The 26,315-nt window shown below is 60.8% G+C and carries 22 protein-coding genes and 4 pseudogenes; 19 read left to right on the top strand and 7 right to left on the bottom strand.

Annotation, left to right across the window (positions count from 1 at the left end):
* The first annotated feature begins 72 nt into the window (after positions 1–72).
* The 4 genes and pseudogenes from AQUI_RS29725 to AQUI_RS30605 form a co-directional block, all read left to right on the top strand.
* Complete coding sequence (locus tag AQUI_RS29725; RefSeq protein WP_084294283.1) at positions 73–639, top strand: ImuA family protein; 567 nt, start codon at positions 73–75, stop codon at positions 637–639.
* A complete protein-coding gene (locus AQUI_RS0104830) occupies positions 581–2,059 on the top strand; it encodes a Y-family DNA polymerase (protein WP_027256504.1) in 1,479 nt (492 codons plus the stop codon). Before AQUI_RS29725 ends, AQUI_RS0104830 begins: the two co-directional genes overlap by 59 nt.
* Positions 2,056–5,439, top strand: a complete 3,384-nt coding sequence (locus tag AQUI_RS0104825) for an error-prone DNA polymerase (protein ID WP_027256503.1) — start codon at positions 2,056–2,058, stop codon at positions 5,437–5,439. Before AQUI_RS0104830 ends, AQUI_RS0104825 begins: the two co-directional genes overlap by 4 nt.
* A 339-nt stretch (positions 5,440–5,778) precedes the next feature.
* Positions 5,779–6,008, top strand: a pseudogene (locus tag AQUI_RS30605) (transposase); the annotation flags it as partial.
* Positions 6,009–6,353: 345 nt separating this feature from the next.
* Here AQUI_RS30605 and AQUI_RS31795 read toward each other — a convergent pair.
* From AQUI_RS31795 to AQUI_RS31780, 3 genes and pseudogenes are all read right to left on the bottom strand, one after another.
* Positions 6,354–7,498: pseudogene (locus AQUI_RS31795) on the bottom strand (IS91 family transposase); the annotation flags it as partial.
* Between the two features lie 15 nt (positions 7,499–7,513).
* Positions 7,514–8,184 (bottom strand): annotated as a pseudogene (locus tag AQUI_RS32335) (tyrosine-type recombinase/integrase); the annotation flags it as partial.
* A 256-nt stretch (positions 8,185–8,440) separates the two neighbouring features.
* Positions 8,441–8,629, bottom strand: a complete 189-nt coding sequence (locus tag AQUI_RS31780; protein ID WP_027256502.1) for a hypothetical protein — start codon at positions 8,627–8,629, stop codon at positions 8,441–8,443.
* A gap of 286 nt (positions 8,630–8,915) precedes the next feature.
* Between AQUI_RS31780 and AQUI_RS31775 the strand changes: the two genes are divergently transcribed.
* Positions 8,916–9,074, top strand: coding sequence for a hypothetical protein (locus AQUI_RS31775; protein WP_169730826.1), 159 nt, complete (start codon positions 8,916–8,918; stop codon positions 9,072–9,074).
* A gap of 604 nt (positions 9,075–9,678) precedes the next feature.
* Here the strand turns inward: AQUI_RS31775 and hemC are convergent.
* A complete protein-coding gene (gene hemC, locus AQUI_RS0104795; RefSeq protein ID WP_027256500.1) occupies positions 9,679–10,638 on the bottom strand; it encodes a hydroxymethylbilane synthase in 960 nt (319 codons plus the stop codon).
* 197 nt (positions 10,639–10,835) lie between these two features.
* On the opposite strand from hemC, the gene hemE reads away from it, so the two are divergent.
* Complete coding sequence (gene hemE, locus AQUI_RS0104790; protein WP_027256499.1) at positions 10,836–11,870, top strand: uroporphyrinogen decarboxylase; 1,035 nt, start codon at positions 10,836–10,838, stop codon at positions 11,868–11,870.
* Between the two features lie 85 nt (positions 11,871–11,955).
* A complete protein-coding gene (locus AQUI_RS31145; protein ID WP_027256498.1) occupies positions 11,956–12,123 on the top strand; it encodes a hypothetical protein in 168 nt (55 codons plus the stop codon).
* A 2-nt stretch (positions 12,124–12,125) separates the two neighbouring features.
* Here AQUI_RS31145 and AQUI_RS0104780 read toward each other — a convergent pair whose 3' ends face one another.
* Positions 12,126–13,211 (bottom strand): CaiB/BaiF CoA transferase family protein, encoded by a 1,086-nt coding sequence (locus tag AQUI_RS0104780; RefSeq protein WP_027256497.1) that lies wholly within the window; start codon positions 13,209–13,211, stop codon positions 12,126–12,128.
* A 44-nt stretch (positions 13,212–13,255) separates the two neighbouring features.
* On the bottom strand, positions 13,256–14,116 hold the full coding sequence (locus AQUI_RS0104775; protein ID WP_035919801.1) for a helix-turn-helix domain-containing protein: 861 nt from the start codon (positions 14,114–14,116) through the stop codon (positions 13,256–13,258).
* Between the two features lie 105 nt (positions 14,117–14,221).
* Between AQUI_RS0104775 and pobA the strand changes: the two genes are divergently transcribed.
* On the top strand, positions 14,222–15,403 hold the full coding sequence (pobA, locus tag AQUI_RS0104770) for a 4-hydroxybenzoate 3-monooxygenase (RefSeq protein WP_027256495.1): 1,182 nt from the start codon (positions 14,222–14,224) through the stop codon (positions 15,401–15,403).
* Positions 15,404–15,655: 252 nt separating this feature from the next.
* Here the strand turns inward: pobA and AQUI_RS0104765 are convergent, their stop codons facing one another.
* Positions 15,656–16,330, bottom strand: a complete 675-nt coding sequence (locus tag AQUI_RS0104765; RefSeq protein WP_027256494.1) for an NAD(P)-dependent oxidoreductase — start codon at positions 16,328–16,330, stop codon at positions 15,656–15,658.
* A 214-nt stretch (positions 16,331–16,544) separates the two neighbouring features.
* On the opposite strand from AQUI_RS0104765, the gene AQUI_RS0104760 reads away from it, so the two are divergent.
* The 11 genes and pseudogenes from AQUI_RS0104760 (at position 16,545) to AQUI_RS0104705 (ending at position 26,278) form a co-directional block, all read left to right on the top strand.
* Positions 16,545–17,084, top strand: a complete 540-nt coding sequence (locus AQUI_RS0104760; RefSeq protein WP_027256493.1) for an SRPBCC family protein — start codon at positions 16,545–16,547, stop codon at positions 17,082–17,084.
* 112 nt (positions 17,085–17,196) lie between these two features.
* Positions 17,197–18,156, top strand: a complete 960-nt coding sequence (locus AQUI_RS0104755; protein ID WP_027256492.1) for an ABC transporter ATP-binding protein — start codon at positions 17,197–17,199, stop codon at positions 18,154–18,156.
* Positions 18,153–18,914, top strand: a complete 762-nt coding sequence (locus tag AQUI_RS0104750; RefSeq protein WP_027256491.1) for an ABC transporter permease — start codon at positions 18,153–18,155, stop codon at positions 18,912–18,914. Before AQUI_RS0104755 ends, AQUI_RS0104750 begins: the two co-directional genes overlap by 4 nt.
* 247 nt (positions 18,915–19,161) lie before the next feature.
* Entirely contained in the window at positions 19,162–19,959 is a 798-nt protein-coding gene (locus tag AQUI_RS0104745; protein ID WP_027256490.1) for a S49 family peptidase, read from the top strand.
* Between the two features lie 171 nt (positions 19,960–20,130).
* Positions 20,131–21,087 (top strand): calcium/sodium antiporter, encoded by a 957-nt coding sequence (locus tag AQUI_RS0104735; protein WP_027256489.1) that lies wholly within the window; start codon positions 20,131–20,133, stop codon positions 21,085–21,087.
* 30 nt (positions 21,088–21,117) lie between these two features.
* A pseudogene (locus AQUI_RS0104730) lies at positions 21,118–21,897 on the top strand (SDR family oxidoreductase); the annotation flags it as partial.
* A gap of 299 nt (positions 21,898–22,196) precedes the next feature.
* Complete coding sequence (gene uvrC / locus AQUI_RS0104725; protein WP_425411809.1) at positions 22,197–24,098, top strand: excinuclease ABC subunit UvrC; 1,902 nt, start codon at positions 22,197–22,199, stop codon at positions 24,096–24,098.
* A gap of 71 nt (positions 24,099–24,169) precedes the next feature.
* Complete coding sequence (locus AQUI_RS0104720; protein ID WP_027256486.1) at positions 24,170–24,781, top strand: DUF922 domain-containing protein; 612 nt, start codon at positions 24,170–24,172, stop codon at positions 24,779–24,781.
* A gap of 129 nt (positions 24,782–24,910) precedes the next feature.
* Positions 24,911–25,582: a CDP-diacylglycerol--glycerol-3-phosphate 3-phosphatidyltransferase gene (gene pgsA, locus AQUI_RS0104715; protein ID WP_027256485.1), complete on the top strand. Its 672-nt coding sequence runs from the start codon at positions 24,911–24,913 to the stop codon at positions 25,580–25,582.
* Entirely contained in the window at positions 25,582–25,827 is a 246-nt protein-coding gene (gene moaD, locus AQUI_RS0104710) for a molybdopterin converting factor subunit 1 (RefSeq protein ID WP_027256484.1), read from the top strand. The genes pgsA and moaD overlap by 1 nt, the downstream gene beginning before the upstream one ends.
* A gap of 4 nt (positions 25,828–25,831) precedes the next feature.
* Complete coding sequence (locus tag AQUI_RS0104705) at positions 25,832–26,278, top strand: molybdenum cofactor biosynthesis protein MoaE (protein ID WP_027256483.1); 447 nt, start codon at positions 25,832–25,834, stop codon at positions 26,276–26,278.
* Positions 26,279–26,315: the final 37 nt, after the last annotated feature.

The following is a 26,315-nucleotide window of genomic DNA, read 5'->3' as shown; positions in this document are numbered from 1 at the left end:
CGACTGCACCAAAGTCTGCTTTGATGATATGCTAGTGTTTTTCAATACTGCCATCTGCTGCTAATCTCAGGTATGCACGGCTCTGATATACGTTTTTTTCCTCCAACCAATGCTCGAACCCATGAAGTTAGCGGTGCGGGGGCGTTTGTGTTTGTTTTTACGCTGGCCACAAGGCTGGGCGGAAAACTCCTGTGGGTGCGTGAAGCGTGGGACACCGTCCAGCTCAACCCCAATGGCTTTTCTGATTTCATTGATCCGGCCGCTGTGACCCTTTGTAGTGCCAAAGACCAAAAGGAGGTTTTAGCCGTCGCAGAAAATGCGTTGCGATCCGGGGCCGTCACACTTGTTGTGATGACGCTAAGCCAGCCCATCGGCTTGACCGAAGGGCGGAGATTGCAATTGGCTGCGCGGGATGGAATATCCACCGGGGTGGCAATTATTCCCGAGGGCATGGGCAGCAATGCCGCAGAAACCCGGTGGCGCTGCAGCCCTGCTTATGATGCCAGTTCCCCTCCTCAGGACTCGACATTGCAAAAATGGGAGCTTATTAAGAACAAATCAGGAACATTGGGTGTCTGGAATGTTCGATGGCATACAGCGTCGCGTCGTCTCATTGTGGTTCCCCCGGCTGGCAAGTGACCGGGCTTTACGCCAGCGCCTGATTGATGGCCCCTTTGCGCTGACCCTCAAACAGCAGAACGCCAATCGGATATATTGCTTGAACGGCGATGCCGCGCGGCTGGGATTGCACCGGGGGATGTCCTATGCTGATGCTCGGGCCTTTTGTCCAAGCCTGCAAAGCACCCCAGCTGATCCTGTAAGAGACCAGCAGTTTCTGCATATCCTGCGTCGCTGGGCGACCCGCTATTGCCCTTGGGTGGGGGTGGAAGGTGAGGATGGATTGGTTCTTGACATAACAGGGGCAGCGCATCTTTTAGGGGGAGAACCGGCCATGATCGTGGACATGCGCAGGCGCTTGTCGCGGGCGGGGCTTTCTGTGCAAATCGGGCTTGGGAATACGCGCGGGGCGGCTTGGGCGTTGGCCCATTATGGTGAGGGAATTGCCCCTTCTGATGATATGCTGGGCGCGCTTGAAACCCTGCCCGTGGCTGCGCTACGCCTTGAGGAAAAAACATCTGTTGCACTGCAACGGTTAGGATTGCGCAAGATTGGTGATCTTGCGACAGTTCCGCGCGCGCCGCTGACCCGTCGGTTTGGCCCGGATCTTTTGCTGCGGCTTGATCAGGCGCTTGGCACACAGCCCGAAGAGATCACGCCGCTGAACGATCCCCCGCATTACGGTGTGCGGATAACACTGCCGGAACCGATCGGATTGCTGACAGATGTCATGGCGGGAACCGAACGGTTGCTGATGCAACTTTGCAGCAAACTGAAGGCGCAAGAGATGGGGGCACGCATGCTGTGCATTTCGTTGCGCCGGGTGGATCAAGGTCAGCAACAGGTTGAGCTGCGTCTGGCGCGTCCTTTGCGGGATCCAACACGTATTCTGCGGCTGTTTGAACGGGGATTGGCCGAGGTTGCGGCCGGTTTTGGCATCGATCAATTGCGGCTGGAGGCAACACAGGTCGAAACCCTGCCCGTGCAACAGATCAGCCATGTATCGGACCGCGGCAAAGATAAGCTGGACGATCTGATCACCCGTCTTGGTACACGCATCGGCCTGGACAATATCCAGCGGTTCCTGCCCGCAGATAGCCACATTCCAGAGCGCAGCTTTCTCATTGCACCTGCTGCTTATTCTGAACCGCAAAATGGTTGGGGCGGCGCAAATCCCCGCCCTCTTTGCCTGTTTCGGCCAGAACCGATTGCCGGAATGGGGCCGCACCCGCCAAGCCGTTTTCGTTGGCGGCGCATCTCTTTGACCACGGGCCGTGTCACGGGGCCCGAACGCATCGCGCCGGAATGGTGGCTTGAGGATGAAAACTGGCGCTCTGGTTTGCGGGATTACTGGCGGGTTGAGACGACACAAGGGCGAAGGCTCTGGTTGTTTTATACCCCGCAAAATCCAGGCTGGTTTGTGCATGGAGAATTCGCATGATTGAGGTGAACCGTATGCATCGCCCGGTCGAGGCCTTTTGCCGGGACATGCTGGATGCCCATGCACAGGGGCAGGCCTATGCGGAACTTTGCGTGACGACGAATTTCACCTTTCTGGCCGGGGCCTCACATCCCGAAGAAATGGTGATGCGTGCGGCTGAACTGGGTCTGTCCGCCATTGCCATAACAGATCATAATTCCCTCGCCGGAGTGGTGCGGGCCTGGACGGCGCTGAAAGAGCTGAAGCGTGAGCCGCAAGACGCGGTGCAGATCCGGTCCCAGCATCGGGTCGTTTCGTCTTCTCGGCAAGAGGTTGGGCGACCTGACCCGATTGTGAAACCGACTGCATTTTCACTGCCAAAACTGATAGTTGGCTGCCGTTTGATTTTAGAGGACAGCCCGGTGCATTGGCTTGCTTTGCCCTGTGACCGGGCGGGCTATAAACGGCTGACCCGGTTGCTGACGTTAGGCAAGCGTCGGGCAAAAAAAGGACAATGCGATCTTTACCGCAAAGACATGGTAACCGCTTGCAAAGGCATGATTTTGATAGCCATGCCGCAAGCGGGTTTGGATGAGGTTGCGCCTGATATTCAGGCCATGCGGCGACATTTTTCCAATTACGTTTTTCTGGGCGCGGCGCCGCGGTATGACGGAACTGACCAAGGCTACCTGACGGCCTGCGCCCGGCTGGCGCATAGGGTATCCGCGCCGATGGTCGCAGTCGGTGATGTTTTGATGCACCGGGCCAGCCGCAGGCAACTGGCTGATGTGCTGACCTGCATGCGTGAGCATATCACCATTGATCAGATTGGAACCCGTGCGCTGCCAAACGCAGAGCGTCGGCTGAAATCCGGAGAGGATCTGGCGCGGCTGTTTCGCAACCATCCCGGCGCGATGCGCCGGACGCTTGAGATTGCCAACAAATGCAGTTTTGATCTGGGGGAATTGTCTTATGAGTACCCTCATGAGGATGCGCAGGGTGAAACATCGCAGGCGCGTCTGGAACGTTTAGCCCATGAAGGGCTCCACTATCGTTACCCGGCAGGCCCACCAGAGCGCGCGGTCCAGCTTATGGAAAAAGAATTGGCCTTGGTGAAGGAGTTAAAATTTCCGGCTTACTTCCTGACCGTACATGACATCACCCAATTCGCCAGATCACAGAGCATCCTCTATCAGGGGCGCGGTTCTGCGGCAAATTCCATCCTATGCTATCTGTTACGCATCACCGATGTCAGCCCAGATATGATCGCCATGGTTTTTGAACGTTTCGTGTCAAAATACAGGGGAGAGCCGCCAGATATCGACGTGGATTTTGAACATGAGCGGCGCGAAGAGGTGATCCAGTGGATCTACCGCAAATACGGTCGCCATCGCGCGGGGCTGTGCGCAACGGTGATTCATTTTCGCACGCGGGCTGCAATCCGCGAAGTGGGCAAGGTCATGGGGTTATCACAAGATGTGACTGCGGGCCTTTCCAGTCAAATCTGGGGCATGACCAATGACGGTGTCGATCTGGACCGCATTCGCGAACTTGGCCTTGATCCAGAGGACCGCCGTTTGATGCAGACCATTCGCCTGATTGGTGAGGTGATCGGGTTTCCCCGCCATTTATCCCAGCATGTGGGTGGCTTTGTCATTACACGTGGACGGCTGGACGAGTTATCACCCATTTCGAACGCAGCGATGGAGGACCGTACGGTCATCGAATGGGACAAAGATGACATCGATGCCTTGGGTATTTTGAAGGTCGATGTGCTGGGGTTGGGTATGCTAAGTTGCGTGCGAAAGGCATTCGACCTTTTGCAGCACCATGAGGGTCAGACACATACGATCGCGTCAATCCCGCAAGAAGATTCTGACACCTATGATATGCTGTGCCGTGCTGATGCTGTAGGCGTTTTTCAGGTGGAAAGCCGGGCACAGATGAATTTCCTGCCCCGTATGCGCCCATGTGAATTTTATGATCTGGTGATCGAGGTTGCCATTGTGCGCCCCGGCCCCATTCAGGGGGATATGGTGCGCCCTTATATCCGTCGGCGTCATGGCTTGGAAAAACCAGAACCCTTTGGTCCAGCGTTGGAAAAGGTCACGGAACGGACATTGGGCGTGCCTCTGTTTCAGGAACAGGCGATGCAGATTGCCGTGGTTGGGGCCGGGTTCACCGCCGAAGAGGCGGATCATTTGCGCCGGTCACTGGCTTCGTTCCGGCGCATGGGGACCATTGGCACCTTTCGGGATAAGTTCATCAACGGCATGCTGGAGAATGGCTATAACCTTGAGGTGGCTGAGCGTTGCTTTTCCCAGATCGAAGGCTTTGCCGATTACGGCTTTCCGGAAAGCCACGCGGCGGCCTTTGCGATGCTGGTCTATGTGTCGGCTTGGCTGAAACGCCACCATCCGGCAATTTTTGCCTGTGCGCTTCTCAATTCTCAGCCCATGGGCTTTTATGCCCCGGCCCAGATCGTGCGGGATGCACGGGAACATAATGTTGAAACGCGCGCCATTTGCGTCAACCATTCTGAATGGAACAACACCTTAGAATGCCGCCCGGATGGTGCGCTGGCCCTGCGGCTGGGATTTCGTCAGATCAAAGGTTTCAAGGAAGAAGATGCAAATTGGATCGTGGCCGCGCGTGGCAATGGCTATCCAAACCCAGAAGCGCTTTGGCATCGCGCCGGATTGCGGCCTGATGTGTTGACGCGCCTTGCGGAAGCAGACGCATTTTTCGATCTAGGCCTTGCCCGGCGCGATGCGCTTTGGGCGGTCAAGGCAATCCGTGATCACAATCCGTTGCCGCTTTTCAATGACCCCATTGATGGAGAAGCCATTGATGAACCTCAAATTAACTTACCAACCATGCAATTGGGCGAAGAAGTGGCCGAGGATTATGTCGCAACTCGGCTGAGCCTGCGGGCGCATCCAATGGAACTTTTGCGGCCTGCCCTACCGGGGCTGGTCACTCATGCCGCGTTGCAGGATATCGCGCTTGGTTGTTATAGCGTGTGTGGCTTGGTGATTACCCGGCAACGTCCGGGGACAGCATCCGGCGTGATTTTCCTGACACTTGAGGATGAAACCGGGATCAGCAACGTCGTGGTCTGGCCTAAGGTGTATGAACGCTTCCGCCGTATTGTCATGGGCGGGCGGCTGCTGCAGGTGCGGGGCTATCTGCAACGGGAGGGCATCGTGGTGCATCTGATTGCGCAGGACATTCAGGATATATCTCATAAACTATCTGAACTGAGCCACCCGCTGCCCGATGCCCTGAAAACCGAAGGTCCCCGTACAGATGACACCCCGAAAAAATCCCGTTATCCCACCCGCGCCATGCATCCGTGTGATCAGGCAAAACGGCTGTTTCCAAGCCGGGATTTTCATTAAGCAGCGGTTCATGCAAAGTGCAGCATTCGGAAAAATCGGCTCAATCTGATTATTAGTCAGGTCGCAGCATTTGTTGAAAGCAGACATTGCCGAAACTGCTCTACGGCCCTACGGTTTGCCCAATAGGGGACCCAAAATGAAACTGACAACTGTCGTAGCCGTGGTGAGCCAGAGGTGCATGGTCCGATAAGGGTTTCCATATCCGTTACCATGCGGCCCCGACAGAGTTCGGTTTTTTTGTTTCTAGACCAAAGACTTCATTATGACATGACGGCGTTGTTGCAAAACTCACTGCCTTAGGGATTCACGTCGGAAAACCGATGGGTTAAGAGACACGGCATGACCAAGCCCGAACCTGCTCGCTACCGCACGACGAACTGGAAGTCCTGCAATGAAGCGCTTAAGCGGCGGGAATCGCTGCTGATCTGGCTCGACAAGGATATGGCGTGGCTTGCCGCCCTGGCCGGACGTCCAGGCCGTCCGCCGGTGTTCTCCGATGCCGCGATCCAGTTCTGCCTGATGGTAAAATGCTATTCGGGCTGCCGCTCCGGCAAACGACCGGGATGGTTCAGGTTTCTCGGACGCCACGCGCGACGTTTGAGTGATGCGCGGCCTTGCCTGGCGTCGGAGAAGCGCGCAAGCGGGAAATCGCAGTGCTGGAATTGGGCAGGCCAGCTGGCTCCATGGGGGTTTGAAGCGGTTGATTGCCTTGGTTCTTGTTCTGCAGGTTGGGCCAACTGCGCTCGTTGCAGGCAGCTTCGGCACGGATTTTGTGAGCTTTGAGGGGCATGCGCCGCCTCTCGCGGGGCTCGGCAACCTTCGCACCTCTCCTATCCGGGCTGCAGGCATGCCGGATTGGCCGCAAGCGGTATCGCGAGCAGCGGCGATTGGACTTCCGGTCTTTGGCGCGCGTGTCATGCGGCAGCCCTCGCTGTTCCTGGCGGCGCCCTGGGGCGCCGTTCTGGCGCCATGGTTTCGGCGATGATCAACCGCCCGCCGCAGCAGGGGCATGGCAGCGCGAGGACGCGGGCGGGTGCCTCGGCCTCACCGGCCGTGCCGTCGCGCGCGAGACCCGGATCTGACTGCCCGGCCCCGAGCCGTTCCCGGATCCTGGCGGTATTGGCGGCACGGTTGCCATTCCCGAAGAAGCCGTAGTGGCGGATGCGATGCCGCCCCTTGGGCAGGACATGGATCAGGAACCGGCGGATGAACTCGCCGGCCTTCAGGGTCATGCTGGTTTGCCGCCCGGGGCCGTGGACGCGGTAATCCTTGACGCGGAAAGTGAGGCCCCGGCCGTCCATGCGGATCAGGCGGCTGTTGGAGATCGCGGCACGGTGGGTGTAGCGCGACAGGTATGCCAGCACGGCCCTGGGTCCGGCGAAGGGTTCCTTGGCATACACAACCCAATCGATCCTGCGCAGCGGTTGCAGGAAAGCGTCGAAGGCCGCGCGATCCGCAAGCCCGCCGAGGATGAAGCGGCGGTAGAGGCGTGACAGCACCCGGACGGAGAGGAAGAAGTTCCCGCGGCAGGCGATCCAACCGGTGCCATCCGCAGACAGGCCGCCGTCCCACTGCCTGGCAGGCGATTGCGCAGCAATCTGCCGAGAGGGGGGGGCACGATCATGTGGACATGCGGGTGGTGCGTCATCGCCGAGCCCGTCGTGTCGAAGACGCGCTTCCGGCACGATGTGTGCAGGACGGATGTGAGGCCGGCCCGGGCGCCAAGGTGCTTGGGGCCGGCGGCGATCCGGATCACCGTGTCCGCGCTTGATCGCATCAGCAGATTGCAGATCTCCCGCGTTCGCCAATGTCTCTCGGACCATTGGCGTTCCATTGGCTCACTCTGCCGGGCGATGCCGGCGATTGGCTTCGGCAGCGCGAAGACCAGGTGGAAATACCGCACGGGCAGCAGCTCGGCCTCGCGCGCCGCCAGCCAGGCCTTGGCCGCACCCGCCTGGCATTTGGGACAGTGCCTGTTCCGGCACGAGTTGTAGGCGATGTGATCCTGCGCGCAGTCTTCACATCGCGCGGCATGACCGCCAAGCGCCACCGTGCGGCAGTGCGCGTGCTGCTGCTCCACTCCCCGCCTGACAGTGTGATCCTGCAGCTTCTCCAGCATCTCGTACGGGCTAACGGTGCCGCAAATGGTCTTGGTTGCGGCATGGGGATAGCGCGCTGCCGTGCTGAGCTTTGAATGCCCCGGGAGCAGCTGGATCATCCGAACATCCGTTCCGGCCTCGAGCAGGTGCATGGCGAAGCTGTGGCGCAAGGTATGCAGCGTGGCGGGTTTGTTGATGCCCGCCATATGCTTGGCAGAGGTGAATGCTCTGTTCAACTGGCGTGGTGACAGGGCCAGGATCTTTGGCTTGCCCGGAAATAACCAACCCTCAGGCCGCGCCTCACGCCAATAATCCCGCAGCAGATCCAACAGCCCCGGCGATAGCATCGCTTTGCGATCTTTGCTGTTCTTGCCTTCATCGCCTCCCGCCCGCAGGCCGCGCCGAAGAAGAACCGTAGCGAGACGATCCGAGCGTTAAAGGTGCCGGTCGTCACCCCGGCATCGGTCATGTGAAGCTGGCAGGCCCGCAACTCGTCTGGTGTCGCTGTGTCCGGTGAGCGGCCAATGAACCATGTAAAGTGCTTGACCGCCCGGATATGACCTTGCTGGGTCTTGGCTCCCATGCCACGGGTGCGTATGTCTTCGATCATCCGCTCGCGAAGCGGGGCCGTTATCTCCTCTGTCATTGCAACCTCCTTTGTCGACTGAGAAAGCCCCAATCGTCAGACAGGTCGCAAAAATCGCAAAACGTGCAGCATAAAGGCCAGTTCAGAACGCCAGCAACAAATGCCATCGCCGCGCAAGCGGATTCCTCCTTTCGCCCTCCAATGGATCGTCGCAGACACAATGCACAGTTTGCCGCCATTGTGGCAGCTTGCTGCGAAAGCGCGCTTTTTCCCGCATGGTTGAGTTCATGCCAGGTGCCGCGAATGTTGGAAGTTGCTATGTTGCCGCGCCGTACCGATTTGACGCCTGCCCGTCTTTGAGCTTGGCGTTCATGACCACGATGAGCTTGTGCATGATGACGGTGATGACGGTGATGACGGCCTTGGCGGGTTTGCCGCGTGCCTTGAGACGGGCCGTGAAACCCCGGAAAGCAGGGTTGGGACGCAGAGTAGAAAGGGCGGCCATGTAAAGGCTGGCGTGTGCGTCCCGGCGCCCGCCGGAGACATGTCTGTGCCCCCCGCAGGGTGCTGGAATCCCGTGCAAAGGGCGCAGGCCCAACGATGGATGCAGCCTCTCCCTTCGTCAGGTCGCCCAGTTCCGGCACATACGCCAGACAGGCCGCCGCTGTCTTCGGCCCGATCCCCTTGATGGATTGCATCAGCCTGGATTTGTGCCGGGATGCCGGCGTTGCGGCAATGAGGTCTTTAATCCGTTTGCCCAGGTCATCCATTTCGCGCGACCTGGACCGGACATGACACTGCAGAGAAAGGCGTATTGCTCTGATTTTGGCATGCTCCAAGCGGTTTTGTTCTACCCTGGCAATCTTCGCGAGGTCATCCCGGCGGCGGCGCAGCGCGCGCAATTCCTCGGCTTCCGGGTCAACGGGTTTCCAGAGCCGCACCCCGTCTGATTTCTGAGCAAGCAACGCAAGCATCCAAGCATCTGTTTTGGACGCAAGTCCAAGATATCATGCGAAGTTGCGGGTTCGGGCGCCATGTGACCGATACGGGGGCAACCCGGCATCCGCGCAACGCGAAAGCACATGCCGTTCATAGCCGCCGGATGCCTCGCAGATGGCGAAAGATGCTTCCAGCTTGCCGGCTTGCCGCGGCAGTTTCCTGATTGCGGCAGGAGTGTTGTTAATCATCACTTGCCGGTCATCCGGCGGGGCATGCACCGTCAAACTGGCTTTAGAGGCTTCAAATGCGATGATACGCTCTGGTGCGGGTGGGATGCCTTGTCCATATAGGTATCCTGTTCCTCAATTATGTTCGGCCGCGAAGACCCTTCTACCCTTCCACCGTTCGGATGGGCCGCTATATGGTGTGGCGGGTGGCAAGATATTTGACCGCCGTAAGCTATCCGCTCAGGTCATCGGAGCGCCGGCCACCGCTGCCCCGGTCGGCCAACTGGAGCAGCGACCGCCCCAGCTTCCTTGCACGGGAAAATTGGGGCAATAGCAAACACATAACCCCGGAGCGCGAGGCAGAGCCTCGCAAAGAGAAGGGCGCCGATTAAGCTTTCCAGTCGAAGAAGCCCTTGCCAGCTTTCTCCAGTAGTTTTGCCGCCATCTCCCGGCCCAGCTCCGCGCCGTCTTCCACCGGGCAGGTCCGGTCGTCATTGATCGCTTCGGAGCCATCCGGGCGCAGCACTTCGCCGCGCAGGCGCAGCGTGGGGCCGTCGAGTTCGGCAAGGCCCGCAATCGGAGTCTCGCAGGAGCCGTCAAGCGCCGCCAGAAAGGCGCGTTCGGCTGCCAGGCGCTGGCCGGTTTCATGGTCATGAATTGCGGACAGCATCTCGGCGGCGCGGCTGTCATCTGCACGGCGTTCGATGCCGATGGCACCTTGGGCCACTGCGGGCAGCATGTCGTGTGTCTCGATCGGCGTGGCGGGCACATCGGCCATTGCCAGCCGGTTGAGACCGGCCATCGCCAGGAAAGTGCATTCCGCCACGCCCTCCGACAGTTTGCGCAGACGGGTCTGAACGTTGCCGCGGAATTCTACCGCGTTCAGATCGGGGCGGCGGTTCAGCAGCTGCGCCCGGCGGCGCAGGGAGGAGGTGCCGACCACTGCGCCCTGGGCCAGGTCATGCAGCGACTTCAGAGACGGGGAAATGAACGCATCCCGCACATCCTCGCGCGGCAGATAGGTGTCGAGCGCCAGCCCCTCCGGCTGCGCAACCGGCATATCCTTCATCGAATGCACAGCAATGTCGATGGCGCCCGACAGCAGGTCCTCTTCGATTTCCTTGGTGAACAGCCCCTTGCCGCCCAGTTCCTTCAGCGGCTTGTCCGCTGCGATCAGCGCCTGATTGTCGCCTGTGGTCTTGATCACCACAACTTCGAAAGCCTCTTGCGGCAGATCGAATGCGGCGGCCAGGCGGCTGCGGGTCTCATAGGCCTGGGCCAGCGCCAGCGGCGATCCGCGGGTGCCGATTTTCAGGGGCGAAGCGGGGGAGGGCAGGGTCAGTGTCATAAGAAAAAGCCTTAAATCAGTTTGCGCCCCGGAGGAAACCGGTTTTTGCGTCTCTCACATGCCTGGGGAGGCGGCTTTGATATAGGACAAGGTGCGCGGGGGCAGTGCGCAGCAGATCGCCCCTGCTCTTGACATTCCGCCCTGCAGGCGTGACCTCAGAGAGCGATCTATACGGGCGATTGATAGCGAGGATGACCATGGGTGGACAAAAGAAGCTGCTGCGCGCATTGGCGGGTGAGAAACAGGATGTGCCGCCGATCTGGATGATGCGCCAGGCGGGCCGCTATCTGCCTGAATACCGCGCGACGCGGGCCGAGGCCGGGGATTTCCTGTCGCTTTGCTACAATCCCGAACTGGCCGCCGAAGTCACACTGCAGCCGATTCGCCGCTATGGCTTTGACGCGGCAATCCTGTTTGCCGACATCCTGCTGATCCCGCAGGCGCTGGGCGCGGATCTCTGGTTTGTGACCGGCGAGGGCCCGCGGCTGTCGACCATCACCACGGAAGACGATTTTGCCAAACTGGGCCCCGTGTCTGATATCCACGAAACGCTGAACCCGATTTATGAAACCGTCCGCATATTGTCGCGCGAACTGCCGGCGGAAACCGCGCTGATCGGCTTTGCCGGCGCGCCGTGGACTGTCGCCACCTATATGATTGCGGGCCGCGGCACCCCGGATCAGGGGCCTGCCCACGCGCTGCGCGAGGAAAACACCGCGCTGTTCGAGGCACTGCTGGCACGGATCACCGAGGCGACCATTGATTACCTGTCCAAGCAGATCGAGGCGGGCGCCGAAGTGGTCAAGATCTTTGACAGCTGGGCCGGTTCGCTGAAGGGGGAAGCGTTCCAGAAGTATGCGCTGGAACCCTGCCGTCAGATCACCGCGGCGCTGAAGGAACGCCACCCGGAGACCCCCGTCATCGGCTTCCCGCGCGAGGCGGGCGGGAAATACGTCGGCTTTGCCAAGGCCACCGGTGTGGACTGCGTGGCGCTGGACAACTCGGTCGATCCAAGCTGGGCGGCCGCCAATATCCAGGTGGATGGCTGCGTGCAGGGCAACCTGGCTTCGCGCCACATGGTGACCGGCGGGCAGGACCTGGTGGATGAGACCCGCCGCATCGTCGAGGCCTTTAAGGACGGTCCGCATATCTTTAACCTGGGCCATGGCATCACACCGGATGCAGACCCGGCGAATGTGCAGCTGATGATTGATACTGTCCGGGGCTGCTGACTCTGTCAGGCGCCTACCGGCCTTGTGCCAGGCGGAACTTTCGTGCACTAGCGCATCAATACGCGCCGCGAACGAGGACAAAACGGTGGATTACGGTAAATCTGGAGCACCCAAAATGGGCAAGAACAAACCACGTCACGCCGAACATAATGCCAAGGGCACCAAGAAAAACCCCTTTGGCCAGCAGGCAGACAAGAGCGAACTGCTTAAGCGGATGAAGGCTGCTGCGGATAAGGCCAAGAAAGAAGACTGAGCCTACTTCAGGCCCAGTTCTTCCAAGAGTTCTTCTGTGTGCTGGCCGCGTTCAGGGATGACAGGCGGCACCCATTCCGGTTGATTTGAGAACCGCGGGGCAGGGGCTGCTTGGAGAGCGCCTTGCACCTCTGCCCAGGTCCCGCGAGCGTTCATAGGATGTGCCAGCGCCTCTTCCGGGTTCAATACCGGCGCGACGCAGGCATCCGAGCCGCCAAACAGCTCGGCCCAGTGATCGCGCGGCTGGCTGGCAAAGATCCCCGCAAGGCGGCCGGTGAGAGCGGGCCAAAGGGATTTCTCGAACTGCTGCTGGAGGTCTGCGTCTTCTGCCAGCCCCAGCTTGTCCAAAAACAGCGCATAGAATTTCGGCTCCAGGCATTGCACCGAGACGTAGCCGCCGCAGGCGCAGGCATAGGTGCGGCTCCAATGCGGCCCGTCGAGAAGGTTTGCCCCGCGCTTCACGCCGAAGTTCCCGGTTTGGCGGATGCTCATCAGCAGGTTCATCATATGGGCCGAACCGTCATAGATCGCGGCATCGACGACACAGCCTTCGCCGGTGGATTTGACCCGCATGATACCTGCCAGCATCCCGGCGACCAGATACATCGCCCCGCCGCCGATATCACCCACCAAAGTTGCCGGCGTCAGCGGTGCATCGCCGGGAGCAGAGGTGTACCAAAGCGCACCGGACAGGGAGATGTAATTCAGATCATGCCCCGCCGTCTGGGCCAGCGGGCTGTTCTGTCCCCAGCCGGTCATGCGGCCATAGACCAGAGCGGGGTTCGCCGCATGGCAGGCTTCAGGTCCAAGCCCCAGCCGTTCCATCACGCCGGGGCGGAAACCCTCGATCAGCCCGTCTGCAGTGGCGGTGAGGGCCAGAAAGGTTTCCACATCTGCGGGCTCTTTCAGGTCCAGGGTGATTGACCGTTTGCCGCGGTCCAGCAAGGAGTGTTCCGGTATTCCGGGTGTGTGGCCGGAGTCCGGGCGGTGCACGCAGATCACCTCGGCTCCCAGATCGGCCAGCGTCATCGCGGCGAAGGGGCCGGGACCGAGGCCTTCGACTTCCAGAATGCGGATCCCTTGCAGCATTTCGGCCCCCCTCGTGATGCCCGGCTGGATCAGTCTGCGGCGGATCAGCCGCTTTCAGCAAGCTGCTGGCGGAACTTCCGTGGCGGCAGTCCAGTACCTTTGGCGAAGATCCTGCTGAAGTGGGCGGGATCGGTAAAGCCCAGCTCATAGGCGATCTGCGCAGCGGTCAGATTGGTATAGATCAGCAGCCTCCGCGCTTCGCGCAGGACACGGGCACGGACCAGCGCCGAGGCTGGCTGGCCGGTGGCCTGACGGGCGATGCGGTTGAGGTGGGTTGCAGAGACAGCCAGCTCGCAAGCGTAGTCCGCAAGCGGGCGCCGCAGGCGGAAGTCGCGCTCGACCAGAGCCTCAAACCGGGTAAACAGCGGGCTGGCAGGGGCCTGCGGATCCGTTCCTTGGGCGGCAGCGATGGCGCGGGCCGCCAGCGCGGTAACCGACAGCGCCAGCCCTCGCAGCATTTGCGCGCGGCCAAAGTCCTTGCTGCGGTATTCACGGAACAGGCGCGCAGACAAGCTTTGCAGCCCTTGGGGCAAGGGCAGGACGGCAGGCAGATCCAGCGGCGCGCGCATCCCTTCACCCGGTGCCAGGCTTTGATCCAGAAGATCCGACGCCAAGGTGATCACCCAGCCGCCGGTGCCGTTGCCAAAGTGGAAGCCATGCACCACGCCGCGTGGTACATTGATCAGGCAGGGCGGTGGCAGAGAATGCCTGTTTCCGTCAAGATCGGCCTCTCCGGCGCCGCCGGTCAGCACCAGCAGCTGATGCAGCCGGGCATGGCGGTGCGGCCGCAACTCCCAATCATACAGCTCGGACCGGCTGCGGATGGTCTCCACATGAAGGACATCGGCAAGTTCCGCCGTCTCGCCAAACAGGTTGTAGGTGTCGATGAGGGGCTGTGAGGGCATGTGCGAAATGTACAAGCTTTGGCGTGGTGGGTCCATTCGCAAACATGCAGGCGCAGGGCATAATTCACGCTGCACGCACAGGCCGAACAATATTGGGGAACGCGCATGTCCACGCATCAGACGCAGGTTGTCATCATTGGCGGCGGGCCTTCGGGGCTGCTGCTATCGCAGCTGCTCCATTGCAAGGGGATCCGCTCGATTGTGCTGGAAAAGCACACGCGCGAGTATGTCTTGGGCCGGATCCGCGCCGGCGTGCTGGAACACGGCTTTGTCAATCTGATGCGCGAGGCCGGCTGCAGCGGGCGGCTGAACCGCGAAGGGGAGATCCACGCAGGGTTCCATATTGCCCATCAGGGGCGGCTGGACCGGATTGATCTGGCCAAGCACACCGGCGGTGAGACAGTGATGGTTTACGGCCAGACCGAAGTGACCCGCGATCTTTATGAGGCGCGCGACGTGATGGGCGGGGTGATCCTGCACGATGTGCAGAATGTGCAGCCGCATGCGCTGAAGGACGCGCGCGCCTATGTGACCTGGGAGCAGGATGGCGCGGCCCACCGGGCAGACTGCGACTTCATCGTTGGGGCCGACGGTTTTCACGGGGTCAGCCGCAAATCGATTCCGGCGGAGGTGCTGAAAGAATACGAGAAGGTCTATCCTTTCGGCTGGCTTGGGGTTCTGTCGGAAACACCGCCAGTGGCACAGGAGCTGATCTATGCCCGTCATGAACGGGGATTTGCCCTATGTTCGCTGCGCAGCCGGGTGCTGAGCCGTTATTACATCCAGGTGCCGCTGACAGACCGGGCAGAGGATTGGAGCGACGCAGCCTTTTGGACGGAGCTGAAGCGCCGGCTGCCGGAACAAGTGGCGGGGCAGTTGGAAACCGGCCCGTCGATTGAGAAATCCATTGCACCATTGCGCAGTTTCGTGGCGGAGCCGATGCGGTATGGCAATCTGTTCCTGGCGGGCGACGCGGCCCATATCGTGCCGCCGACCGGCGCCAAGGGGCTGAATTCGGCGGCCTCGGACATTTACTATCTCTACCATGGCTTCCTGGGCCACTATCTGCAGGGCGACAGCACCGCGTTGGACCGCTACTCCGAACAAGCATTGGCGCGGGTTTGGAAAGCGGAGCGGTTCAGCTGGTGGATGACCAATCTGCTGCATCGTTTCCCGCAAGGAACCGAGACCGATCTGCGCTTGCAACGGGCGGATCTGGATTACCTGTTCTCCTCGGAGGCGGCGCAGGCCTCTCTGGCAGAAAATTATGTCGGGTTGCCATATTAGGGGGGCTTGATGCAGGAGCAAGCCTATGCGCTGGCCATGGAGCGGCAGGCTCCCGCGCCTTTGTCATGCATCCAGGATACAAGACAAAGCCTCGGGCGCCGCGCTGGTGCGCGGCGCGGGGCCCGCTTGCAACAAGCCATCCCGGCCGGAACGGCGGCGCCTGGGAGCCGTCCCGATGAAGGCTCAAACCTGGCCCTGCGGTCTGAGAGACACAGACGCCGCTGCAGCGCTTCAGCGGCCCAAGGACCGGCGTCAGCCGGCCGTCAGGGCAGGGGCGGGAGTGCCCCAGGCAACAGTCAGTCTTCGGTTGGCATGGTGCCGGTTTTCAGCCAGATCCAGCAGCGCAGCGCCGAAATCCGCAAAGGAGATCTGCGAAACACCTGCCGCATTCGTCAGCAGCGTATCGGTGCCAAGCTGGTACTGGCCGGTCAGCGGACCCTCTGTCAGCAGCGCGGGCGGGCGCAGGCAGGTCCATTCCACGCCGGTTTCCTGTTCCAGCATGGCGTCTTGCGCCGCGCAGGCTTCGGCAATCAGACGGGAGTCTTCGGGCAGGAAGCCCGGCGCGGTCAGCACCGTATGGCCGCTGCCATCCGCCAGTTTCAGCAAGGCCGCGCCGCCGGTCACCAGGGCAGGAACGCCGGCGTGACGCGCTGCCTGCACTGCGGTGCGGGTCAGCGGAACCAGATCCTCCTCACGGCCGGTCGGTGGACGCAGGGCGCTGATGACCAGATCATGGTCTTTCGCTGCGGTAACCGCGGCCTGCGGGTCCGCCAGCAGATCCAGAGGCAGCGGAGTGACCAAGGGGCTGATTGCGGCAAGAGCCGAAGGGTCGCGCGACACCGCCGTGACGTGGTGGCCGCGCTGTGTTGCGGCCTTAACGGCTGCACTGCCCACATCGCCGGTGGCACCGAAAATGATGATCTTCATTGTATGCTCCATGTTTTATCTTGATGTCGAGATAGCGCGTATAAATCTCGACATCAAGATAAAATCACAAAAATTGACGGTACGGCATTTGCGCGTCTTGTGCCGTCCTGAAAGATGCGGATCAGAAGTGCCAGCCAATAGCCGGCTTGGCAGGGGGCTGCGGTGCGGCTAGGTCTGAAAGGAACCGGAAACGAACGTCAGGGAGGCCTAGCCCATGCAGATGAGTGACCAGAAGGAGATTGCCGCCGATCCCGCAACCGTCTATGCGGCGCTGCTGACGCCGGAGGTGCTGAAGGCCTGTGTGCCCGGAGCGCAGGAGGTCACTGGCACACCGGAAGAGGGGTTCGAGGCCACCGTCACCCAGAAAGTCGGCCCGGTCAAAGCCACCTTCAAAGGGCAGGTCACCCTGTCGGATCTGGCAGAGAATGAAACGCTGACCATTTCCGGCGAAGGCAAAGGCGGTGCGGCCGGCTTTGCCAAGGGCGGGGCCGTTGTGACTTTGGCGCCGTCGGAATCCGGCACGCTGTTGTCATATGAGGTGGAAGCCAAAGTCGGCGGCAAGCTGGCACAGCTTGGCAGCCGCATCATCGACGGGTTTGCCAAAAAGATGGCGGATCAGTTTTTTGCCAATCTGCAGGCGCATCTGGCACCGCAGGAGGAGGCCGAAGGAGACGGGGAAACCCCGGCTGACGGCGAAGCCCCGGAAGGCAGCGGAAAAAAGGGCTGGTTCAGCAAGGTAACAGGCCGCGGCTGAGCCAGCCGATCAGCTCTGCGCAGGCGCACAGGCGCGTCTGCAAGGCGAGGGCTGGCAGACGCGGCACGCCGCCGTTAGGGTGGCCAGGATTTGACAACATGCCGGAGGCACCATGGCGCCCATCCTGTCCATCCGCGAGCTGCGCAAGGTCTATGACGGCGGTTTCGAGGCGCTGAAAGGCGTCTCGCTTGACATTGAAGAAGGCGAGATTCTAGCTCTGCTCGGCCCCAATGGCGCAGGCAAGACGACCCTGATTTCAACGATATGCGGCATCACTACCGCGACCTCGGGCCGTGTCAGCGTTGGCGGTTTCGACAATGTGGCAGAGTTCCGCGCCGCCCGTGCACTGATCGGGCTGGTGCCGCAGGAAATCACCCTGGAGCCTTTTGCCAAGGTGCATGACACGGTCAGTTTTTCGCGCGGGCTTTTCGGTAAATCTGCCGATCCGGCGCGGATCGAGGACATTCTTCGCAAGCTATCGCTGTGGGAAAAGCGGGACGCCAAGATCATGGAGCTGTCCGGCGGCATGAAGCGCCGGGTGCTGATTGCCAAGGCGCTGGCGCATGATCCGCGTATCCTGTTCCTTGATGAACCCACTGCAGGTGTCGATGTTGAGCTGCGCAGGGACATGTGGGAGATCGTGGACGAGCTGAAGGCCGGCGGCGTCACAATCATCCTGACCACCCACTACATCGAGGAAGCCGAAGCGATTGCGGACCGGGTCGGTGTGATCACCGGCGGCGAATTGCTGCTGGTCGAAGCGAAGGAGCAGCTGATGGCCCGGATGGGGCAGAAGCAGCTGGAGGTGCAGCTGACTGCGCCGGTCGGAGCCATTCCTGACGCGCTGGCGCAGCATGAGTTGCAGCTGGTGAATGGCGGCGGGGCGCTGCTGTACACCTATGACACAAGGGCCGAACGGACCGGCATCACCACGCTGTTGAATGACGTCGCGCAGGCCGGGCTGGTGCTGGCGGATGTGCAGACACGGGAATCCAGCCTGGAAGATATCTTTGTCGGGCTTGTTTCGGGGGATGGGGCTTCGGCAGACGACGTTCAGGGGGACGCAGCATGAACTGGACAGCGGTCGCGACCATCTACAAGGCGGAAATGGCGCGGTTCTGGCGCACCTTTCTGCAAAGTTTCATCTCGCCGGTGCTGTCCACATCGCTGTATTTTGTAGTCTTCGGCAGCGCCATCGGCAGCCGGATCCAGGAAGTTGACGGGATCGGCTACGGGGCCTTTATCGTGCCGGGGCTGATCATGCTGTCGGTGATCACCCAGAGCATCTCCAATGCCTCATTCGGGATCTATTTCCCGAAGTTCATCGGCAACATCTACGAAATCCTGTCGGCGCCGATCAATTTCCTTGAGGTGGTCGCGGGGTTTGTCGGGGCCGCAGCCACCAAGTCGCTGTTCATTGGCGTGGTGATCCTGTGCACGGCTTCCTTGTTTGTGGATTTGGACATCCAGCATCCCATAGCCATGGTGGCGTTTCTGGTGCTGACGTGCCTCAGTTTCTCGCTGATGGGGTTTATCATTGGTATCTGGGCGGGGAATTTTGAACAATTGCAGCTGGTACCCCTCTTGGTGGTGACACCGCTGGTGTTCCTCGGCGGCTCTTTCTACTCAATCTCGATGCTGCCGCCGGTTTGGCAGACCATCACCCTATTCAACCCGGTGGTCTACCTGGTCTCGGGTTTCCGCTGGGCGTTCTTCGGTCAGGCGGATGTGCCGGTGCTCTTGAGCCTCTGTGCAATTGGCGGCTTTACCTTGGCCTGCGTGGCAGTGATCTGGTGGATATTCAAAACCGGCTGGCGCATCCGGGCCTGATATGCGGATCTGGACAAGGCCAAGTACTCTCGTCGGCGTCATGCGCCGCGCGGCAGCGCGGCGCCCGGCCCAACGGGAAGGCGGCAGCTGCAAGCTGCTGACCTGACGGGTGGGAGCATTTCCGGGCATTTGACTGGCGCAGGGCAGCGTTGCAATTTTGCCCGCGGCTGTGCGGTTTTTGCATTTCACGCCAATTCCCCGGGCCACGCACCTTGTTTCACCCCGGGCGGCCCTCTACATCGGCGCCATGAGATTTCGCCTGCTTTTCCTGAAAAGACAGCCCCTGGTGGCAGTGGTGCGCCTCAATGGCGCGATCGGCATGCCGGGCCGCGGCTCGCTCAGCGATGCCGCGCTGGCGCCGGTGCTGGAGCGTGCTTTCCGCAAGGGTAAACCTGCCGCGGTAGCGCTGGAGATCAACTCCCCTGGCGGCTCGCCGGTGCAAAGCTCGCTGATCGGTGCCCGCATCCGCCGCCTTGCAGAAGAGCTGAACATTCCGGTCTATGCCTTTGTTGAGGATGTTGCTGCCTCCGGCGGCTACTGGCTGGCGGCCGCCGCAGATGAGATTTGGGCTGATGCCAGCTCGGTGCTGGGTTCGGTCGGGGTGATCTCCGCGGGCTTTGGCGCCCATGTGCTGCTGGCCCGCCAGGGGGTGGAACGCCGGGTCTATACCGCTGGTGAGAGCAAATCCATGCTGGACCCGTTCCGTCCGGAAAATCCCGAGGATGTGCAGCGTCTTAAGGTGATCCTGAACGACATCCATGCCAACTTCATTGATCATGTCACTGACCGCCGCGGGCTGAAACTGAAACCGGGAGAGGACCTGTTCACTGGTGAAATCTGGCTGGCCCGGCGGGCTGAGGAGCTGGGGCTGATAGATGGCATCGGCCATATGAAGCCGAAGATGCAGGAGCGTTTCGGCGAGAAGGTCCGCTTCCGCCGCTACGGGCTCAAGAAACCGCTGCTCAGCCGTTTCGGCATGCAGGTTGCCCAGGATGCACTGGCCGAGATCGAGGAACGCGCCGAATACGCGCGTTTCGGGCTCTGACGTGCTGTTCAAGATCGTTGCGCTCTTTCTGGTGGTGATGGCAGTTCTTGCTATGTTCGGCAAGCTGCGCTTTCCCGGTCAGAAACAGATCAATTCCCGGCGCTGCCCCTCCTGCGGCCGTTTCCGGATCGGCAAGGGTCCCTGTGCCTGCAAAAAAGGAGATCGTGGCAAATGATGCCATGGCTGTATTCGGCTCTGGGGCTGGTGATCCTGCTGCTGGCAGGCGATGCGCTGGTGCGCGGGGCAGTGAACCTCAGCCTGCGGCTGGGGGTGCCTGCGCTGATTGTCAGCCTGACGATCGTGGCCTTTGGCACCTCGGCGCCGGAACTGCTGATTGCCATCAGTGCGGTGCACGAAGGTGCCGATGGGATCGCGCTGGGCAATGTGGTTGGCTCCAACACCGCCAACATCCTGCTGGTGCTTGGCATTCCCGCGCTGATGCGGGCCCTGCACACCAGCGAGTGCAACACCCGCAAAAACTATGTCTTTATGTTGGCAGCTTCGGTGCTGTTCATCGGTCTTGCCTTTTGCGGCACCTTCACCGTCTGGTCCGGCCTGATCCTGCTGGCTGCGCTCTCTGTTGTGCTCGGAATAGCCTTTCGCGAAGCGCGCAATCACCGGCGCAACGGCAAAGGCTGTGCCGCCGATGCAGACCTGGAAGAGATCGAGGAAGCTGATCCGGACATGCCTTACTGGCGCGTCTGCACCTATCTGCTGCTGGGCCTGATTGGCCTGCCCCTGGGGGCTGACCTGCTGGTCGACAACGCTACCATCATTGCCCGCACCTACGGAATCAGCGAAACCGTGATCGGCCTGACCCTGGTGGCGGTCGGAACCTCGCTGCCCGAGTTGGCGACAACCGTGATGGCGGCAATGCGCCGGCAGGCCGACGTGGCGCTGGGCAATGTTATCGGCTCCAACATGTTCAACCTGCTGGCCATCATCGGCATCGCGACATTTATCGGCCCGATCAGTGTGGATTCGGAATTCCTGCAGTTTGATCTTTGGGTGATGCTGGGGGCCTCGCTGCTGCTGGTCCCCTTTGTCTTCTTCAAACAGGACATCACCCGTATCTGGGGCGTTTTTCTTACGGCACTCTATCTGGCTTATATGATCGTCCTGTTCTAATCCTTTCCCTGCAACAGCAGCGGGGAGGCGCAGATGCGGGCATTGGTGACCGGAGCAGGCAAGCGGCTGGGCCGGGCGATGGCGCTGGAGCTGGCCGCGCGCGGGTATCACGTTGCCGTCCATTTTGTGTCCTCGGCGGAGGAGGCCGCGGACACAGCACGGCAGATCCGTGCCCTGGGGCCGTCCGCCGCGGTGCTGCAGGCAGATCTGTTGGATGAAAATCAGACCCAGGCTCTGCTGCCCCGCGCGGCTGAGGCCCTGGGCGGGCCGGTCACTTGCCTGGTCAACAATGCCTCGGTGTTTGAGCGTGACACGCTGTCCAGCGCCACGCGGGACAGCTGGGACCGGCATCTGGACAGCAATCTGCGGGCACCGTTTGTGCTGCTGCAGGCAATGGCCGCGCAGCAGGTACCGCTGGTGCGGGATGTCGGCGGTGAGCCACGTGCCTGGGGACTGGCGGTCAACATGATCGACCAAAGGGTCCGCAAACTGACGCCTGACTTCATGAGCTACACACTGGCTAAGTCAGCACTGTGGACGCTGACGCAGACAGCCGCGCAGGCACTGGCGCCGCAGATCCGGGTCAACGCCATCGGACCAGGGCCAACTTTGCAGGGGCCGCGGCAAAGCCAGGAGCAGTTTGCCCGCCAGCGCGCAGCCACCATCCTGCAGCGGGGCGCGGATGCCGAAGACATCACCGCGGCCCTGTCCTATTTGCTGCAGGCCAAGGCGGTCACGGGGCAGATGATCTGCGCCGATGGCGGCCAGCACCTGGGCTGGCAGACCCCGGACAGTGACGGGCTGGAGTGACGCAAACAGGGGCGAAAACGTCCGTTTCCCCAAAAGTTTTGCACCGGTTCAGGTGCCGTTACGGAAGCGTTACAAAAGTGTCTTTGTTTTCAAAACCTTGACAGGGGTGGTGAAAAATTATCACTAAAAACAGCGCCTTATCAAATCGCCTAATTTTTAAGCATTCGTCCAAAACCACCAAATTATAAGGGAAAAGGCGGGATAGCCCAAAGATATCTCCGTAGTTATCCACAGCTTCGGTGGATTTCCCCGCACTTGATCCGGGCAGGCAAACATTGCAGCCAGCGGCGGGGAATCATATGTCTGGGCACATGACTGACCAGCCCGCTGCCCCCCCCGCGGATTCGCCCGCCGAAACGCCAAGAACCGGCTATGCCGTGATCCAGGATTACCTCAAAACACTGGATGCTTCGCCCGGTGTTTACCGGATGCTGGATGCCGACAGCCGGGTGCTTTATGTGGGCAAGGCGCGCAATCTCAAGGCGCGGGTGTCGAACTACAGCCGCCCCGGCAACAGCCCGCGGATCGAGCGGATGATCGCGCTCACAACTTCGATGATGTTCCTGACCACGCGGACGGAAACCGAGGCGCTGCTGCTGGAGCAGAACCTGATCAAGCAGCTGAAGCCCAAGTACAACGTGCTGCTGCGCGATGACAAAAGCTTCCCGAATATTCTGGTGGCCAAGGATCACGCCTTTCCGCAGATCAAGAAACACCGCGGTGCGCGAAAGCAGAAGGGCAGCTATTTCGGCCCCTTTGCAAGCGCAGGTGCTGTAAACCGGACGCTGAACCAGCTGCAGAAGGCCTTCCTGCTGCGCAATTGTTCGGATTCGATGTTCGAGACCCGCACGCGCCCCTGCCTGCAGTATCAGATCAAGCGCTGCACCGCGCCCTGTACCGGTCTTATCAGCGAAGAGGATTATGCCGGCAGCGTGCGCGACGCCGAGCGCTTCCTGTCCGGGCGGTCCACCAAGATCCAGGAGGAGCTGGCCGAGCAGATGATGGCGGCCTCCGAAGCGATGGAGTTTGAGCGCGCCGCTGCCCTGCGCGACCGGATCAAAGCGCTGACCCAGGTGCAGTCGAGCCAGGGCATCAACCCGCGCGGCGTGGCCGAGGCGGATGTGATCGGCCTGCATATGGACGGCGGCCAGGCCTGCGTGCAGGTGTTTTTTATCCGTGCCAATCAGAACTGGGGCAATCAGGATTTCTACCCGCGGGTGGATGCGGACAACAGCCCGGCCGAGGTCATGGAAGCGTTCCTGGGCCAGTTCTATGGCAACAAGGAGCCGCCGCGGCAGCTGATCCTGTCGGATGCCATTGAAAACGCCGACCTGATGGAAGCGGCGCTGAGCGAGAAAGCTGAGCGCAGGGTGGAACTGCTGGTGCCACAGCGCGGCGAAAAAACCGAGCTGGTGGCCTTTGCCGTGCGTAACGCCCGCGAAAGCCTGGCCCGCCGTATGGCCGAAAGCGCAACCCAGGCCAAACTTCTGCGGGGGCTGGCCGAGGCATTTGGCCTTGAAGGTTCGCCGCAGCGGATAGAGGTCTACGACAACTCCCACATCCAGGGCACCAATGCGGTGGGCGGCATGATCGTGATGGGGCCGGAAGGGTTCCTGAAAAACGCCTACCGTAAGTTCAACATCAAGGGCGATGACCTGGTGCCGGGCGATGACTTCGGCATGATGAAGGAGGTGCTGAACCGGCGTTTTTCGCGCCTGTTGAAAGAGGATCCGGACCGGGACAAGGGCCTGTGGCCGGATCTATTGCTGATCGATGGCGGTGCCGGGCAGGTTTCCGCCGTGGCTGAGATCATGGCAGAACACGGCGTGCAGGATATCCCGATGGTGGGGGTGGCCAAAGGCGTCGACCGCGACCACGGCAAGGAGGAATTCCACCGCACCGGTGAACGGGCCTTTGCCCTGCAGCGCAACGACCCGGTGCTATATTTTATCCAGCGGATGCGCGACGAAGCGCACAGGTTCGCAATCGGCACCCACCGCGCCAAACGCGCCAAAGCGATGAGCACGACACCACTGGACGAGGTGCCCGGCGTCGGTGCCTCCCGCAAGCGCGCGCTGCTGGCGCATTTCGGCAGTGCCAAGGCTGTAAGCCGCGCCAATCTGGCCGACTTGCGGGCGGTGGATGGCATTTCCGAAGCCTTGGCCGAGCGGATTTACGACCACTTCCACGCGCTGGGGTAGGTCCGGCGTTTTGGGGCGGGCCGGTTTCGTGCTATTTCCGGGGGGCAGCCTTTTTACTGCCCGGAGGAATTATGCCTGTATCCCTGACCATGAAATCTGTTGTTTACGACACCTATTCCGTGTCCGGCAAAACTCTGCCGGACATAGCCAAGAGCATCAAAAGCAAGGGGCCGAAGGACCCAAACGATAATAAGAAGGTGGCGTTTCTGACCGCAACCGAGCTGGAATGCCTGACCGCCAAAGGCAAATATGCGGCTGACGGCAAGCCCAAGATCGAAAAGAAAACCGGCTGGTTTGAAGTGAAGGCCAAAGTCTCGGCACTGAAGCTGGTCCTGCACCCGACGGTGCGCTGCCCGAAACGGTCTGTCAGCGGCTTGTCGCCGCGGGCGCTGATTGAATGGTACCGGTTCTATGCGTGCTGTCTGGTCCATGAGGCGCAGCATGTGGATAAGGCCAAGAAGGAATGCGAGAAAATCGCAAAGGAGCTGAACAAGCTGAAGGGAACCGGGCTGGCAGATACCGAGGCAGAGGCGCTGAAACTGGCCAAGGAAGATCTGATGCGGGAAATCAATAACCATATCTTTATCGACCGGGACCGGTTGAACGAGGTGCACCGGAAGTTTGACCATTCCACCCATCACGGCGAAACCAAGGGCGCGCTGCTGGACGCGTCCATAGGGTGAGCGGAGCACGGCCCGCGTGCGTCGGAGGGCAGGTGCCGCAGGTTGTTGCGGCCCATTCCGGTCCGCCCATCGCCGAATTTTGATCAAGCCCGCTTTCCTCTTGCGAAACAGCCGGATAATGTGCGCGGCATGAAGTGGACCCTGCCGAATATCCTCACCCTGATGCGGCTCGTCGCAGCGCCTGGCCTGGCCGTGATGTTTCTGTATTTCTCCCGTCCCTATGCGGACTGGTTTGCACTGCTGCTGTTTGTCACGGCGGCGGTGACCGACTGGTTTGACGGTTACCTGGCACGGGCTTGGAAGCAGGAAACCAAGATGGGCGCGATGCTGGACCCGATCGCCGACAAGGCGATGGTGGTGATCGCGCTGATGATCCTGGTGGGCTATGCTGCTGAACACTGGACCCCCTGGCTGGTGCTGCCCGCCACGGTGATCCTGTTCCGCGAGGTTTTTGTCTCGGGCTTGCGCGAATATCTAGGCGACACGGCCGGCACGCTGAAAGTGACCAAGCTGGCCAAGTGGAAGACCACCGCACAGATGATCGCAATTGCTACGCTGTTTTCGCAGGGGATCTTTGAACATTACCTGGTGATGTCATCGTTCGGCATGGATGATCAGATCTACTCCCAGATCATCGCCGGAGAGATGGAAGATCTGTTCGGTCTACGCTGGAAGGAGGCAGGTGTGATCTGGACTGGGCGCTTGGGCTTGTGGCTCTTGTGGATTGCTGCAGCGCTCACCCTGATGACTGGCGCTGATTACCTGCGCAAGGCACTACCGCATCTGAAGGAGGCCCATTGATGGATATTCTCTATTTCGCCTGGGTGCGCGAACGCATCGGCCTGCCGCGCGAGCGGGTGGAGACGTCGGCAGCCACCGTAGCGGACCTGGTAGAGGAGCTACGCGCACGCGAAGACCGCTATGCGGCTGCCTTTGCTGATCTCTCTGCCTTGCGGGTGGCGCTGGACCAAGAGCTGTCTGAGTTCGATGCTCCGCTGAAAGGGGTGCGCGAAGTTGCCTTTTTTCCGCCGATGACCGGGGGCTGAAGCTGTGCGGATCTCGGTTCAGGATGTCCCGTTTGAATTGGGTGCCGAAAGCGACGCCTTTGCGGCCGGCGTCCAGGGCGCCGGCGCCGTAGTGACCTTTACCGGCGTGGTGCGGGATGCCGATCAGGGCGGGCTGAAGGCGATGGAGATCGAACATTATCCGGGCATGACCAAAAAGGCGCTGATGGCCATCGCGGAAGAGGCCATGAAACGCTGGTCGCTGGCGGATGCACTGGTCATCCACCGCCATGGCCGCCTGACTCCGGGCGAGCGCATCATGATGGTCGCAACCGCCGCCCGCCACCGCAAAGATGCGTTTGAGGCGGCGGAATATCTGATGGACTATCTGAAGTCCCGCGCGCCGTTCTGGAAAAAGGAAATCCTGGCCAGCGGCGATTCTGATTGGGTGGCGGCCAAAGATGCCGACGAGGACGCCCTGAAGCGCTGGTGACCCGCAGAACCGGAGGCAGGGGCTCCTGCCAAGTGTT

Source organism: Leisingera aquimarina DSM 24565 (assembly GCF_000473165.1).
Taxonomy (GTDB): Bacteria; Pseudomonadota; Alphaproteobacteria; order Rhodobacterales; family Rhodobacteraceae; genus Leisingera; species Leisingera aquimarina.
Note: the sequence above shows the minus strand (reverse complement) of the source record. Positions and strands in the feature narration are given on the sequence as shown.